Origin of the sequence: Mycobacterium sp. 134, from assembly GCF_048282715.1 — a bacterium.
Taxonomy (GTDB): domain Bacteria; phylum Actinomycetota; class Actinomycetes; order Mycobacteriales; family Mycobacteriaceae; genus Mycobacterium; species Mycobacterium septicum.
Window position 1 is genome coordinate 5,338,461 of record NZ_JBLVUN010000008.1, and the last position, 15,255, is coordinate 5,353,715.

13 protein-coding genes are annotated in these 15,255 nt (G+C 66.2%); 2 read left to right on the forward strand and 11 right to left on the reverse strand.

The genetic code is table 11. The annotated features are described in order from the left end of the window. Window positions 1-44 precede the first annotated feature (44 nt). Genes ACNQVK_RS30395 through ACNQVK_RS30410 form a run of 4 tightly spaced genes read right to left on the reverse strand, consistent with a single transcriptional unit; the run spans window position 45 to window position 5,325 of the window. Window positions 45-920 (reverse strand): formylglycine-generating enzyme family protein, encoded by an 876-nt coding sequence (locus ACNQVK_RS30395; protein WP_418032479.1) that lies wholly within the window; start codon window positions 918-920, stop codon window positions 45-47. Between the two features lie 35 nt (window positions 921-955). Beyond that, entirely contained in the window at window positions 956-1,657 is a 702-nt protein-coding gene (locus tag ACNQVK_RS30400) for a hypothetical protein (RefSeq protein ID WP_418032480.1), read from the reverse strand. Between the two features lie 21 nt (window positions 1,658-1,678). Then, window positions 1,679-4,030, reverse strand: coding sequence for an arylsulfatase (locus ACNQVK_RS30405; RefSeq protein WP_418032481.1), 2,352 nt, complete (start codon window positions 4,028-4,030; stop codon window positions 1,679-1,681). 53 nt (window positions 4,031-4,083) lie between these two features. Beyond that, window positions 4,084-5,325: an MFS transporter gene (locus tag ACNQVK_RS30410; protein WP_418032482.1), complete on the reverse strand. Its 1,242-nt coding sequence runs from the start codon at window positions 5,323-5,325 to the stop codon at window positions 4,084-4,086. A gap of 78 nt (window positions 5,326-5,403) precedes the next feature. On the opposite strand from ACNQVK_RS30410, the gene ACNQVK_RS30415 reads away from it, so the two are divergent. Further along, window positions 5,404-5,949, forward strand: a complete 546-nt coding sequence (locus ACNQVK_RS30415) for a TetR/AcrR family transcriptional regulator (RefSeq protein ID WP_418032483.1) — start codon at window positions 5,404-5,406, stop codon at window positions 5,947-5,949. On the opposite strand, the gene ACNQVK_RS30420 is transcribed toward ACNQVK_RS30415, so the two are convergent. Continuing rightward, the gene (locus ACNQVK_RS30420) at window positions 5,932-6,603 is read right to left on the reverse strand and encodes a DUF2306 domain-containing protein (protein ID WP_418032484.1); all 672 of its coding nucleotides are present in this window, start codon (window positions 6,601-6,603) and stop codon (window positions 5,932-5,934) included. The two genes, ACNQVK_RS30415 and ACNQVK_RS30420, sit on opposite strands and share 18 nt — an antisense overlap. Window positions 6,604-6,657: 54 nt before the next feature. Between ACNQVK_RS30420 and ACNQVK_RS30425 the strand changes: the two genes are divergently transcribed. Beyond that, a complete protein-coding gene (locus ACNQVK_RS30425) occupies window positions 6,658-7,359 on the forward strand; it encodes a TetR/AcrR family transcriptional regulator (RefSeq protein WP_418032485.1) in 702 nt (233 codons plus the stop codon). A gap of 1 nt (window position 7,360) precedes the next feature. Here ACNQVK_RS30425 and ACNQVK_RS30430 read toward each other — a convergent pair whose 3' ends face one another. The 6 genes from ACNQVK_RS30430 to ACNQVK_RS30455 form a co-directional block, all read right to left on the reverse strand. Then, entirely contained in the window at window positions 7,361-8,065 is a 705-nt protein-coding gene (locus ACNQVK_RS30430; protein ID WP_418032486.1) for a TetR/AcrR family transcriptional regulator, read from the reverse strand. A gap of 19 nt (window positions 8,066-8,084) precedes the next feature. Further along, a complete protein-coding gene (locus ACNQVK_RS30435; protein WP_418032487.1) occupies window positions 8,085-8,486 on the reverse strand; it encodes a cupin domain-containing protein in 402 nt (133 codons plus the stop codon). Continuing rightward, entirely contained in the window at window positions 8,483-9,907 is a 1,425-nt protein-coding gene (locus ACNQVK_RS30440; RefSeq protein WP_418032488.1) for an NAD(P)/FAD-dependent oxidoreductase, read from the reverse strand. Before ACNQVK_RS30440 ends, ACNQVK_RS30435 begins: the two co-directional genes overlap by 4 nt. A gap of 51 nt (window positions 9,908-9,958) precedes the next feature. Further along, window positions 9,959-10,483, reverse strand: a complete 525-nt coding sequence (locus tag ACNQVK_RS30445; protein ID WP_418032489.1) for an NUDIX hydrolase — start codon at window positions 10,481-10,483, stop codon at window positions 9,959-9,961. Window positions 10,484-10,492: 9 nt separating this feature from the next. Beyond that, window positions 10,493-13,084 (reverse strand): LuxR C-terminal-related transcriptional regulator, encoded by a 2,592-nt coding sequence (locus tag ACNQVK_RS30450; protein WP_418032490.1) that lies wholly within the window; start codon window positions 13,082-13,084, stop codon window positions 10,493-10,495. 65 nt (window positions 13,085-13,149) lie between these two features. Then, complete coding sequence (locus ACNQVK_RS30455) at window positions 13,150-15,156, reverse strand: alkyl/aryl-sulfatase (RefSeq protein WP_418032491.1); 2,007 nt, start codon at window positions 15,154-15,156, stop codon at window positions 13,150-13,152. Window positions 15,157-15,255 lie beyond the last annotated feature (99 nt).

Sequence of the window (15,255 nt, forward strand, 5' to 3'; positions counted from 1 at the left end):
GCGCCAAATCGCGGCACTTTACCCGTCGAGCGTGGGTCCGGGCCTCAGCCCACCACGCAGCGGAAGCCGATGTGCGTCGTCGAACTGTCCTGCGACTGCGGGGACCGCGCCGCCGGACGGTACCGGTGACAGTACTCCGGGGCGCACAGGTGCGAACCCCCCTTGAGCACCTGGTTCACCATCGGATCGGGGTCTGCGGGCGGCGGGCAGCACGCGGGGGCGTCGGCCTCCGGCTGGTGCTGCCCGGTGAACCGCGTGGTGGTCCACTCCCACACGTTGCCGATCATGTCCGACAGGCCCGATGCGTTCGCCGGGAAGCTTCCGACCGGCGAGGTGCCGCGCCAGCCGAGCGCGCCGTCGTTGCGATACGGGAACCGGCCCTGCCATGTATTCGCCATGAGCACTCCGCCCGGGGTCACTTCGTCGCCCCAGGCGTAGATGCCCTCGACTCCCCCGCGTGCCGCGAACTCCCACTCGGCTTCGGTGGGCAACCGGCGCCCGGCCCAGGCCGCGTAGGCCGCCGCATCCGGGTAGGCCACCTGTACGACGGGGTGGTCGGGGGCGGCCGGGTCACGGTCGGGCCCGAACGGGCGTCGCCAGTTGGCGCCGGGCGCCCAGTCCCACCACTGCCGCCAGTCCCGCAGGTCGACTGGGCCGTCCGTGGGCGTGAACACCAGGGCGCCGGGCACCAGATCGGCCTCGTCCACCCCGGGATACAGCGCCGGGTCCATCGGCTGTTCGGCGATCGTGACGTATCCGGTGGCCTCGACGAACTCGCCGAACTGGGCGGTGGTCACGGGATGCTTCTCGATGGCGAATGCGGCGACGGTCGCCGAGTGGACCGGGGCCTCCTCGGGGTAGAACGCCGTCGAACCCATCTGGAAGGTCCCGCCGGGAAGCTCGATGAGTTCGGTGACCACGGCACCGAGGCTAGCCGGCCCGGCCATCGGCCGGTTCAGCCCGGCATGGCGATTCCGAAGTCGGCGAGCATCGCCGAACTGGCGTCGTCGAATCCCGGCGTCTCGCTCGGGGCTTCGAGCCGCACCACCGCCAGGAAGGCGCCCTGATTGGTCCACACGTGCACGATCCGGTCGGCATATTCGATGCCCTTTCCCGGCCGCTCCGCCAGGATGCCCATCAGCTTCTGCCCGCTGTATCCGCACAGGTCCCCGGGCAGCACGCTGACGCTGTTGATCGGGTACTTCGCGACGCGGTCGTCGGCGTACTGCTCGAAATCCGCCCGGGCGGTCCGCGTCGTCGGGGTGAGCGTGATCTCGGCGGTCATCCCCGCCGGGCCGGTCAGCCGCACCGCCGCCGCATGCGGTGTCACCTCGGTGAACCCTTCGGGCACGGCGACGGTGAGCGTCGGCGAGCCGGGCGCTTGGCTCCCGGCGGTGACGGTCGGGCCGTCCGGGGGCGGGCAGGTGACCTCGCCAGGAGCCAGCACCCTCGTGGTGGTCGGCTCGACCCCGTAAGCCGGTACGGCGAACTCCGGCGGGCGTTCCCGCTGAGGCGTTGTCACGGGCAACGTCGTGACAGGCGCCGCCGCCGTCGTGGTTTCGGCGAGTGGATCCGCGATGTCGACGCCGCCCCCGCAGCCCGACAGAGCGAGCAGCGTCAACACACCCGCACCCACCCCGATGGTCTTCCCTCTCATCGGTCAGCCCCCTCAGTCCCCTCAGTCCTTGGAGAACGCGCCAGCGAGTTCCCTTTCCAGGTCCCGGTACGGCTCGCCCGACAGATCGACGGTGACCTGCCCGATGGTGCCGCCGCCGAACGCGAACGGTGCCCGGTATTGCTGCGACACCGCCGATCCGGTGTTGCGGCCGATGCAGATGCCGCCTCCGGCGAGCGCGAACATGCCGGGGTGGGTTTGCATTCCGTCCAGCGTGGCGACCACGGCGTCGTCGACGTACAGGGCGGTGTTCCCCAGCGGGGTGTGACTGCCCTCGACGGTGCCGGTCCGCTCGTACTGCACACCGAAGATGTGCCGCCCCAACGGGATCGGATCGGGTGAGACCAGAGACTGCTCGTGTTCACCGAGGAAGTTGTAGACGTAGTGCAGCCGCCCGCCGGCGATGAACAGGACGTGACCGCCGTGCGCGCCACCTTGTTTGAACAACACGCCTTGGGTGTCATCGCCGTCCACGGTCACGTCGGCAAGCACGGTGAACGACTGCCCGCGTAGTTCGGCGGCCGCACCCAGGCCGACTTCCGCGGTGTTCGGGTAGTAGGTGTAGCGGGACCGCTCCCCGACCAGATAGGGCCGCCACCGGGTCATCGTCTCGAGGATGTTGAGGTCCGCCAGCGGCAGGCCGTTGTACTTGTCGGCCTCGCTGAACCACAGCTTTTGGAGTTCGGCGAGCTTGTCCGGCTGTTCGGCGGCCAGGTCGTGGCACTGACTGCGGTCGGCCTCGATGTGGAACAGCTCCCAGCGGTCGGCGTCGAAGTGCGACCATCCCGAGGGGGTGGCGGCGTGCACGGTGTTGGCGAACCAGCCCCTGTGCCAGATACCGCGAGTGCCGAGCATGGTGTAGAACTGGGTCTCCTTGCCCGTCGGCGCATCCGGATTGTCCAGTGCCACTTTGAAACTCATGCCATCCAGCGGCTTCTGCGGAACCCCGCGCACGCTCGCCGGGGGCGTGATGTCGAGCAGGTCGTAGACGGTCGGCGTGATGTCGCAGACGTTGACGTAGTTGTCGCGCACGGCGCCGTGGGCCCCAATACCGTTGGGCCAGGAGATGATCGCGGTGTCGGCGATTCCACCCTCATGGGAGGCGTAGCGCTTGAACAGCTTGTATGGCGTGTTGAACGCCATCGCCCACCCGATCGGGTAGTGGTTGTAGGTCTCCGGCGAGCCCAACCGGTCGATGAATCTGAGCCCTTCCTCGGCGGTGTCGATATAGCCGTTGAAGAACTTCGTCTCGTTGACCGACCCGTTCGGCCCACCCTCGCCGCTGGCCCCGTTGTCGGAGATCACCACGATGATCGTGTTGTCGAGTTGCCCTGTCTCTTCCAGGAAGTCCAGCACCCGGCCGATCTGGGCGTCGGTGTAGGACAGGAAGCCGGCGAACACCTCGGCCATCCGGGCGAACAGCCGCTTCTCGTCGTCGCTCAAGGTGTTCCACGGCCGCACGGTGTCCTGGGCCGGCCACGGTTCGCCGTTGGGCCCCTTGACATCCGCATACGGATTGACCGGTGACAGCTCGGTGTCGGGCGGAACAATACCCAGCCGTTTCTGGTTCTCCAGCACGATGTCGCGGTAGGCCTCGTAGCCCATGTCGAATCGCCCCGCATACCGGTCGGCCCACTCCTTGAACACATGGTGCGGGGCGTGGCCGGCACCCGGGCACAGGTAGGTGAACCAGGGTTTGTCCGGGGCGATCACCTTGGCGTCCCGGATGAACTCGATGGTCTTGTCGGCGAGGTCCCGCGAGAGGTGATACCCCTCTTCGGGTGTGCCCGGAGGGTCGACCGGATGGTTGTCGTACACCAGGTCCGGGTACCACTGATCGGTCTCGCCACCCATGAATCCGTAGAACCGTTCGAACCCCCGCGAGCAAGGCCAATGCCGTTTGGTGGCAGCGAGGTTGGACTCCTCCAACGGAGTCAGATGCCACTTGCCCACGCAGTACGTGTTGTAGCCGTTTTCGGCGAGCACCTCCGGGAGCAGGGCGGTCTCGAGCGGAATCCGCCCGTTGCAGTTCGGGAATCCGTCGGTGAACTCCTCGATCGTGGCCATCCCGACCGTGGTGGCGTTGCGTCCGGTGAGCAGTGACGCGCGGGTCGGCGAGCACAGTGCCGTGGTGTGGAACTGCGACAGCCGAACTCCGCGTTCGGCGATCCGGCTCATCGCCGGCATGTCCACCAAGCCGCCGAAGCAGTCCCACGTGGCGATGCCGGTGTCGTCCCACACCAGATACAGGACATTCGGGGCGTTCTCGACAGCGGTGGGTGCCGCGTAGGGGCCCCAGTCCGGTTCGGAATCCCTGATATCCAGCTCGACCTTGCCGTTGAACTCGGTAGCCATGGCGACCCCACTCCGGTTGGACCCAGCACCGGTAAGACTGATCGCGGAGGAGATTACACCCGCTCGCCGGCGTTTACCGGGGAAATTGACGTTGCCGACCGGGAATGTCCCGCAACCCGTTCATCGCCGAGGCCTCTGAGCGGACCGGCCATCCGAGCCACGATCGGGCTGCAGGCTGCCAGGGTCGCCAGCGCCGCCGACACCACGACGGCACCACGCGCACCGTGCGCGTCGACGGCCACGCCGGCCAGGGCGGTACCCGTCGCACCACCCACCAGCGCGGCGCTGTTGAGCCAACCGAACGCCTCTGCCGCCGAGTGTTCTTCGATCTCCCGCGACACCATGAGATACAGCGCGGACATCGCCGGGGCAAAGCCCAGTCCCGACACGAACAATGCACAGAACTGCAGGACGAGGTTGCCGACGAGGCCGAACACGGCGGTACCGACAGCCACGATTCCCAGCGCCGCCACCAGGCCGGCGAGCCCAAAACGCCGGTGCCCGAACGCCAGGCCCCCAACCAGGGACCCCACGCTCGCCACCGCGATCGCGAGACCGGCGGTGACACCGGTGCCTCCGAGCGCGGCGACGACACCGACCTCCAGGGCCATGAAGGAGGCGACCAGCGCGAGGCTGGCGACCATCGCGAGGATGACCGCCCGGTTGGCGATCACTCGGCCGAAGGCCGATGCGGCCTTGCCCGTGGGCGGCCGAAGGTGCCTGGCGCCCAGCAGAAACCACGCGGTGCCGGCCACCGTGACGCCCGCGGAGACCACCAACGGGATCGCGGTCGACAGCGCGGAGGCGAGGAAGGTCGTGGCCACCGGGCCGACAACCCAGATCAGTTCCTGTGCGGTGGTGTCGAACGCGAACAGCGCGCGGACCCCGTCGCTCGGCACCAGTTGCGGATACAGCGCCCGAACCACCGGCATCAGCGGCGGCACGGATGCGCCGATGAGCACGCCGAGCATCAGCAGCAGCGGCCCTGAGGCGCCGGCGAACGCCAGCGCCAGCATGGCGGCGCCGTTCGTCAGGGCCGCGGCGATCAGGGTGATCACCATGGCGCGCCCGGCGATGCGCGCGGTGACGGGCATCGCCAGCGCTTCCCCGATGCTGACGCATGCCACCGCGGCGCCGGCCAGTGCGTAGGACCCGGTCTTGGACTGGACGTGCATGAGGATCGCCAGGTTGAGCATGCCCAGCGGCAGGCGGGCGAACAGCTGGGAAGCAGTCACGTTCAGTACACCCGGCGTCCGGAGCACGTCGCGATACACCCGCATGACCAGCTTCTCCATATGACTCGACCGACGTGACCCGGCCAAACTATACCGTCCAGACGGTACAGTTCCACTGAATTGTCGTAAGCTCTCGGAATGGCTTCGTCGCGGGACCGCATCCTCGACGCCTACGAGGATGTCCTGGCCGTCGAAGGCGAGCGCTACGCCACCCTCGACGCGGTGGCCGCCAAAGCGGGCGTGTCGAAAGGCGGCCTGCTCTACCACTTTCCGTCCAAGGACCGTCTCGCCGCCGCAGTGTGCGACCGGCTCCTGACACTGGCGGCCGAGGATGTGCAGGCGATGCGGACGGCTCCCGACGGACCCGCGCGCTACTACATCCGGTCCTCGCACTACGCGGGCACGCCGCTCGATCGGACCCTGGTGGCGGTGTCCCGGTTGCAACAGGCCGGTGACGGTCATGCACGGACGGTCATCGAGACCGTGTCGGCCGACTGGCTGAACGTCCTGCACGACGCACTCGGCGACCTCGATGTGGCCCGCGCGGTGAAGCTCATGGGCGACGGCCTGTACTACAGCGCTCTGCACCGCGCGCTCGGCGGCCACGTCGTAGAGGCCGACGAGGACGACGGCTTGCTGGCGGTGATCGATCGGATCACCGCCACCTCAGACCCCGCTCAATGACGGTGGCCGAGCCCTGGTGCGTGCGGCCTGCCGACTCAACCACAGCTGCAGCCCCAGGAGCGGAATCGTCCAGCCCAACCAGGCACCCACACCCGCGACCACCCAGAGATACTTCTCCTCGTCCCCGCCGAAGACGCTGTCGCGCAACGGGTCGAAGGTCAGGTACAGCACGGGCGTCCAGATCCTGTTGGTGATGATCGACAGCGCGAGCGTCGCGCTCCGCAGCATCTGGCGGCGGTGTACGCCGAACCTGCGGTGGCGCGCCGCAACGAATCCGTCGACCGTGAACCAGAGCCACAGCGCCCCCAGTGCGACGTCGCTGACCCGCAGTATCGGACCGAACGGCGTCGCCGCCCCGATCACCATTGCGCAGACCGCCGCCGGAATCGCCGTCGCGACGTAGACGCGGCCGGTGCGCCGATGCAGTGCCGGGTGACGCCGCCGCAAGCCCGGCCAGATCTGCGCGACGGCGCACACCATCGCCACGCTCGCGAAGAGAACGTGAGCGACCAGCAACGGATAGTGCAGCCCGAAGGTGGACGGCACCCGGGTGCCGCCGGTGAGGTACGGCGGTAGCGAATACGCCAGGAACACCACGACGATCACCGCGAGCGCCGCGGCCGGCCGCGCCGATCGCCCTGATGCGTATGCCATACGCAAAAGGGTATGACATACGCATCGGGTTGTCACTGATTACTCTGAGCGGTGATGTCCGGCCCCGATGACCCGCTCCCCCGCGCGTTGCGCCTGCTCTGGCAACAAGACCCGGCGCCTAGCCGGTCGCGTGGCCTGACGCGGGAAGCCATCGTCGCGGCGGCTGTCGAACTCGCCGACACCGACGGGCTTGCCGCCCTGTCGATGGCACGACTTGCCGAACGTCTCGGGTGCGGCACCATGTCCCTTTACCGGCACGTGGCCAACAAAGACGAGCTGGTGACGTTCATGCTCGCCACCGGACCCGGCCCCCCGCCGCCGACGCCCGAGGGATCGGATTGGCGTGATGCACTGTCGAATTGGGCTCATGAGCTGTGGGCCGTCTACCACCGCCATCCGTGGATCCTGCAGGCCGCATCGGCCGGCCTGCCCGCAGATCCCGGTCAGCTGGCCTGGCTCGACGCCGGCCTGGCCGCCCTGGCCGGCACGGGGCTGACCGAGCGCGAGAAGCTCACCGCAGTCATCGCCGTGCTGGTTTTCACCCGGGGCTCGGCGGCGTTGGCCATCGAGGCGCGCGACGTGGACGACCGGGAGTACCCAGCGCTGCTGCGCCGCCTGGTGACCCCCGCGCGGTTCCCGGCGCTGGCGGCCGCGATCGACGCCGGGGTGTTCGATCAGACCGACGACGACCCGTTGACCGAGTTCCACTCCGGCCTCGACCAACTGCTCGACGGAATCGCCGTCAAGACGGGTTGAATCAGCGCGAGGTGTCCAGCCTCAACGAGATTCCGTCGAGCAGGAGCTCCAGCGCCGATTCACACGCGCTGCGTCCCATCGACTCGGCGAGCAAACTGCTGGTGGCGGCAATGTTCGGGTGCGTCTCGGCGGGCAGCTGCGCGTAGGTGTCGCGCCACTTGTCGTCGTCGCGCTTCTGGTGTTCTGCGGGCAGGGCTTCGAAGGCTGCGTCCAGCGCGGCGAACCCCAGCATCTGGTCGATGAAGGCGTGATAGACCTCGACCGCCTCCCGCTCGGGGAATCCGGCCGACCGCAGTGAACCCAAGACCGTCTCGATGATCTGGATCTCGTGGGCGCCTCCGGTCACCCGGCTCGCGGCCAGCACCCCGGCCTGCGGGTGCTCGACGTATACGCGGTGCAGGCGCAACCCGAGTTCCCGCATGTCCTGCCGCCAGTGACCGGTCGGCTCCCACCCGTCGACCACTCGTCGCAACAGTTCGTCGGTGATGGCCAGCACCACGTCCTCGATGCCGCGAAAGTAGCGGTACAGGGCGGTCGGGTCAGCCCCGAGTGCGACTCCGAGGCGCCTGACGCTGAGGCCGGCGGCGCCGTGGTAATGCAACACGCGCAGCGCAGCCTCGACGATGAGCTGCTCGGACAGCACCACGCCCTGCTTCGTCGGCCGCCGTCGTCGCCGCGGCGACTCGGACTTCAATGTTCGGCCCATCCGCACTGCTTCCCGGCGCTTACGTCAACGCCTTCGACCCATTGTGCGGGGTCGCTGCCTCCCAGCGCGCAGGAACGCTATGCGACAAACACTTTTCGCAGCGTCTCGCGGACCGTCCAGGTGGTGTGCTGCCCCTCGTGCAACCGGACCAGGCTGCCGGCCGGAGATCGATCGGCGGGGATCCGTCGTCGAACGCGACGCTGGCATCCCCGCTCAGGACGACGAACACCTCGTCTGCCTCCACGTCCCGGGAGACACCGGGGGTGTGTTCCCATACGCCGATCGTCATGTCCGACAGCGCGATCAGGTCGCGAAAGCCTGTCGTCGGCGCTCCCGCCACGACCGACTCGGCGGGAAGTGGTGCGTGGTCGAGCGCCAGGGCCGCGGTGTCGACGGACTGGGCAGGCAACGGCGTGCTCACGAGTCGAACCCCAGCCCGACCGAGTCCAGCGCCTTGAGCAGGACATTGCGGCGGCCCTCACGATGGTCGGCCCGATCGAGCGACCAGCGGGTCGCCTGAATTCCGGCCGAGGCGAACGGTTCCGGCGGGAACGGCAGCGGCGTCGACTTGACCATCTCAAGTTCGGTCCGGGCCGTCGAAGTGCCCGAGAAACGGTCGAGCATGACCTCGGCGGCGAAACGTGTCGCTGCCACGCCCAACCCGGTGAACCCCGCGGCGTATCCGATGCGGTCCCCGCACGCCGACCCGAAGAAAGCGCAGAACCGCGTCGAGGTGTCGATCATCCCGGCCCACCGGTGGGTGAACCTGACGTCCTCCAGCTGCGGGAACGTCGTGAAGAAATGACTGGCAAGCCTGCGATAGGTGACATCGCGATCCTCGTACTGTGGCCGGATCTGGCCACCGAAGTGGTAGACGGCGTCGTATCCGCCCCACAGGATGCGGTTGTCCTTGGACAGTCGGTAATAGTGGAACTGGTTCGACATGTCACTGATGCCCTGCCGGTTACTCCAACCGATGTCGGCCAGCTGGGCCTCGGTGAGCGGCTCGGTCATCAATGCGTAGTCGTAGACCGGCACCGTGTGGTACCGATAGCGCTTCAACAACGACGGGAAACCGTTGGTGGCCAGTATCACTCGGTCGGCCCGCACGGACGTGCGTTCGGTACGAACGGTCAGCGGTCCGCCGCGGCGGTCGGGGCCGACTCCGAGCACCTTGCTGTGTTCGTAGATCTCGACGCCGAGTTCGACTGCGGCACGGGCGAGTTCGTTGACCAGCTTGGCGGGATGTACGAGTGCGGCACTGTCTTTCGCCCACATGCCGGCCAGATACGTGGGCGAATCGACCTCGGCCCGAATGGCCTGTTGGTCTAGGTACAGGTGCCCCGGCCGCTGCCGGGCCGCAGCCAGTTCAGCGGCCTGATAGGGCTCCAGGGCGACGGCGATGGAGCCGGTCCGCTCGAAGTCACAATCCAGACCCAGTGACCCGACGGTCTTCTCGATGGCATCGAGGTTCTCCATTCCCAGGCGGTCGATGACATCGATCTCATCGGGCCAACGGTTGCGTCCGTTCTCCTCACCGTGAGTGAGTGAAGCTTCGACGAAACCGCCATTGCGCCCCGATGCCGCCCATCCGAGCGTCTGTCCCTCCAGGAGGGCAACGCGCAGGCCCGGGTCCCGTTGCTTGGCCAACAGGGCTGACCACAGACCGGTGTACCCGCCGCCGACCACCACGAGGTCATACATCGACGGCGCACGTGTCAACGCCGGATAGCTGCGCTGCGCCGGCGCATCCGCGAGCCAGAACGGCTGCAAGACGGCGGTAGCCAGCGAACGGTCAACAAGGCCGTTAGCGGGAATGGTTCGTTCGAAAACAGTTTGCACGGGTTTCTTCCTGGATGGCTGTGTACCACCCAGTAAGACGCACCCGCGGCACTAGCTCAAGGGTGTTGACGTAAGGAGCTGTGGCATCAAAACCCGGGTATCGGGGACAAACGGCCAGGTCGGGTCACCCACGTGCCGCGCGAGTTCGTCGTCGGTCCACCACCACCCGTCGGCAACCTCCTCGGGCTGGTGGCAGACCGGTCCGTCCCAGCGTGCCTCGAACGCGAACAGGTGACACCGCATCGGTCGCCGGGCCCATTGCCCGTCCCATGCCGCCGATGCCAACGGCGCCAGCGGCACACCGGTGACGCCGAGTTCCTCGGCGAGTTCCCGGGTGGCGGTCTGCACAGGCGTCTCCCCCGGGTCGACGACCCCACCGGCCAGACAATCGTGCATCCCGGCGAACACCGCCTTGGTCGTGGTGCGACGGTGCACGTAGATACGGGTGCCGTCGGTGGAGCGCAGCAGCACGCCTGCGCTGGCGTGCCACAGCCCCTCGGCATAGACGCGGGTCCGGGAGGCGGTTCCGGTGACGTTGCCTTCGGCGTCGTACACCGCGACCTGTTCATCAGCCACGACTCGACACTAACGGCCGGCGAGTTTGATGGCCTCCCTGCGGTTGACGGCACCGAGTTTGCGGTAGATCGCCCTTTGGTGTGTCTTGAGCGTGTTCAGCGAGATCGACATCTTGTCGGCGATCTCCTGCATCGTCATGGGTGTCCGCAGGAAGGCCAGGATCTCCCGCTCGCGCCGGGTCAGGCTTGCAGCCTTCGTATCGGAGGCGGAATGTTCGCTCGCCAGAAGGGATTCCTCGATGAAATCCCCGTACGCGGTGTAGGACAGGTGCGCGGCGAGCAGTTCCTTGCCTGCCGGATCGGAGTTGTCGACGAACTGGTAGCGCACCCGCTCCGGGTAGGCGACGGTGACCAGCTCTTCCATCCGCCGGTGGGCCTGCTCAGCCCGACCATCCTGCCAATCCAGCAATGCCAACGTGAACAACGCGTACGCCGCGACGTTGGACGGAACCTGCGGCTCCAGAGCTTGATTCGCCAGGCGACCGGCCAACTCCGATGCGCCGAGTCGTCGGCACATCCCTGACAGCACCGCCGAGATCATCGGTACGTGCGTGGATTCGACGACGCCGGCGGCAAGTTCGAGCGCCAGCGGGTGATCGCCACGAGCTTCGGCCAGCCGGGCCCGCGCGGCTGTCTTGTATCTGATCCATGGCACTCCATGGCTATCGGCATCGGGCATACGGGAAACGGCGGCTTCGGCGGTGGCCAGAACGTCGTTGTCCCGCAAGGTGGCAGCACTGAAGGCCAGGAACATCCGTGATGTGTCAGGGTAGCCGACGCCGGCGGTGCCGCTCGCCGGAATCAGATCCTTGATAGCCGAACCGATTTCGCCTCGCCAAAAGTGGATCCAGCCGGCCGTGAATCGTTCGATACCGTCACCGTCGTGCGACAGCCACAGTTCCGGTGTCACCTCCTCGGATTGCACGGCAAGCTGCAGCGCCTGATGCGCTCGATCGAGTTCACCCGAATGGGCCAGGGCAAAGGCAAGTGTCTGCCGGGCCCGGTGAGCGACCTCAAGCAGACCCAACGACGCACACTCGCTCACTGCGGCCTCGAGTAGTGCCGATCCCCGCGTCGGCGTCCGGCGCATCCGGGAATCCGCCCAGCCGAGAACGAATAGCGCGCACGCGTAGATTCGCGGGGAGACCACGTCACGATCGGTCAAGGCAGCCTCGACCCGGCCCGCGGCATGATCCATCACTTCGCGATCGGCAGAAATCAGGAGTTGGGTGAGGTCGGCGATGAATTCCAACCGCTTGGGCGTACCCGTAGGCTGCGACATCGCTTCGGCCCGGCCGAACAACAACGCCGCCATGACGTCATCGCCGGTCATGGCCCGGCAGCTGGACCGGATCATCAGGGTCTCGGGATTCTCACCGAAGGCCTCGGTGAGACGAAGACAAGCCAGATCAAGTGCGGTGGAACGGGATTGGAGAAGTAGCTCGAGCCAGTGGTCGGCGACGATGTCATATCCGGCGCGATCTGCGCCACGAATCGACAACTCGACCGCATCCAAGGGATACTTCTGCGCCAGCTCGGCTGCCGCCACCCGGTTGAGCCGTTTCCACTCTTCGACGTCCCGCCGTCTCAGAATCTCCTGGCAGTGTTTGACGAACATCGAATGCCATTGATAGACAGCGCTTTCGCCTGAACCGATCCGCTCGATGAACAGCCCGGCCGCGACACAGTCGTTGAGCAGCTCTCCGCTGTCGAGATGACCGGTGAGTGCGCGGGCCAGCTGCTCGTCCACCCGGGGACACACGGTGGCCTTCAGCGCGAATTCAGCCAAGTCGGGCCGCATCCGGGCCAACACGGCGGTCCCGATGTAGTCGGTGAGATCGACGTCGACGGTGAAAGTCGGAGCGCCCTCGCCGCTCACCAGCATGAGTCGGACCGCACCGGGCCAGCCCCGCGTGGCCACCATGATGCGATCGATATCGTCTGGTTGAGGTGAACTACCGGCTGCGGCGATCAACGCCTGCACATCGTCGGGGGTGAAGGCGAGTTCGGTCGAACCGATGACCTCGATCTTGTCGTGAACCCGCAGTCGGGCCCATGAGGGGCTCACCGGGTCGGTCGTGATCAGGACGAATCGCAACCACTGCGGCCCGTTCTCGACCAACTCCACGACATCGCCGTCACTCCACACCGACCGGGCGAACTGGAAATCGTCGATCACGATGGTCACGTCCCGGTTCGGATTGACGGCCATGACCGCGGCAACCGCCGCATCGTAGGACGCCGAATCGAACGCCGACGACAACGCCTGGTCCAGCGCGCTGTCGCCAGCATCGCGCGCACTGTTCAGCAATGCGGTCAGCATGCCGCGCAGCACATCGCTGCGGTCGTTGATCCGCTCGGTCAGCGTCAACCAGGCCACCGACCCAACCTGGTCGACTTGCCGCTCGGCCGCCCATTGCGCGACGGCGACGGTCTTGCCAAACCCGGAGGGAGCGGCGACGAGCACCGCGCGTCTCCCGCCGATGTGCTCGTTCAGTCTCCGGCCGATCGCCTGACGCGGCAACATCCCCGGGCTCGATGACGGTGTGGTCGCGAGAAACCACGGCACCGGCTGCATCGGAGTTGTTCCGGCCGGCTGCATCGTATTCCTTACCGTCGGCTGCGCTGAAATGGTGCGCTGCCCGCGGCAGCACACCATTGTCCCAGCTACGGCGTGACGATGTTGAACCAGAACGGGAACGTGTCCATCAGTCCGATGAAGTCCTCCACCGACTGCTTGTTGCCATCCAACGTGACGTTGTTCGCCGAAATGGCGTCGTTCAGTTTTACCTTGCCCATTTGGATGTCGTTCATCGTCGCCTTGGTCAACTTCAACGTGGCATCGGACTGCGGGAGCAACCCGTCCGAATAGTTCAGTACACCGTTCTCAACCGTGAGGCCGTACTGCTTCTTCAGATCGGTGAAATCGACGTTGAGCAAGATCTTCTTACCTGCCGCTTTGGGGCCGTTCAACCGCACACCGAGATAGTCGAACATCATCTCGGGCGGCATCGCGGCAATGGTGTCCGGGCTCGCGGTATCGGTTCCGCCGGAAGTCGGCACCCCGTTGCGAAGCTCGTACGCGCCCTGCAGGTATACCGACCGCCACGGCCCGGACTCGGCTTGATAGCCCATCTGCTCGTAACTGTCGGCCAACAGATTCTTGCCGTTCACACTGTCCGGATTGGCGAAAACCACTTGCTTGAGCACCATCGCCGTCCACCGGTAGTTACCCGCGTCGAAGTCCTTTTTCGCCTTGTCCAGGATGGCGTCCTCGCCGCCCATGTACTCGACGTACTTCTTGGCAGCGTCGGCCGGCGGCAGGTCATCCAGATCGGACGGGTTGCCGTCGTACCAGCCCATGTACCGCTGGTAGACCGCCCGGGAGTTGTGTTTGAGCGTGCCGTAGTAGCCGCGGTCCGGCCAGAAGTTGCCGAGCTCCGGCGGCATCTGGATCTCCTCGGCGATCTCGGAGCCGACGAGACCGTTGTTCATCAACCGCACTGACTGGTCGTGGATGTACTTGTACATGTCACGCTGTTTTTTCCAGTAGTCGATGATCTTGTCGTGACCCCACATGGGCCAGTGGTGGCTCTGGAACTTCACCTCGGTGTTGGGCCCGTAGGTATTGATGGTGTCGTCGAGGAATTTCGCCCAGATCCGGGCATCACGCACCTGGGCACCGCGCAGGGTCAGCAGGTTGTGCATCGTATTGGTGGTGTTCTCAGCCATCCACATGGCCTTGAACTGCGGGAAGAAGGTGTTCATCTCGGTCGGCGCCTCGGTGCCGGGGGTCATCTGGAACTCGAGGTCGACTCCGTCGATGGTCATCTTCTGGCCGGTGGTGGTGATGATGTCCGTCGGGATGACGAGCGTGGGCAGACCCGTGGAGACCGTCATGCCGAGGCCGCCGTTGACGCCTCCCTCAGCATTGCGCGGAAGCAGCGCACCGTACATGTAGACCGCCCGCCGCCCCATCGCGTTTCCGGCGATCACGTTCTCACTGACGGCGTCCTCGACAAACGCCTGCGGAGCAATGACTTTCACCTTGCCGGAATCGACATCGGCCTGGTTGATGATGCCGCGGACACCGCCGTAGTGGTCGACGTGGGAGTGGCTGTGGATGACGGCGACGATCGGGCGGGCACCGAGGTGTTGATTGGCGAGGTCCAAGGCAGCCTTGGCGGTCTCGGGTGAGATCAGGGTGTCGTACACGATCCACCCGGTGTCACCCTGGATGAACGTGATGTTCGACAGGTCGTAGCCGCGCACCTGATAGATGCGGTCGGCCACCTTGAACAGGCCGTACTCCATGCACAACTGCGCGTTGCGCCACAGGCTCGGATTCACCGTGTCCGGCGCCGGCTTGTCGTCGGAGATGTACTTCTTGTACTCCTCCAGATCCCAGACCACACCGCCGTCTGCGTTCTTGATCGTCAACGTATCCGGTCGTCCGACCAGATTCCGTTGCGCATCCTCGAAGTCGCCGCGCTCGTTGAACGGCAAGCTGTCGAGCACCTTCTTGTTCGCCACCCTGGTCGCCTCGGTGGCACCTTTGACGCCGTTGTCGGTCTTCAATCCCCCACTGCCGCCGGATGATCCACCGGCAGACTTGTCGTCACATGCGGCGATCAGAGTGGTCGCGACACCCGCTACCGCCAGACCCCCCAACATTTTGCGCCGCGGGAGCTGCGCACGCAATTCATCAGGCTTATCGGATTGATATGACTTCGAATTGGAATCCATGGCAGCCAATTATGCCGCCGGACCACA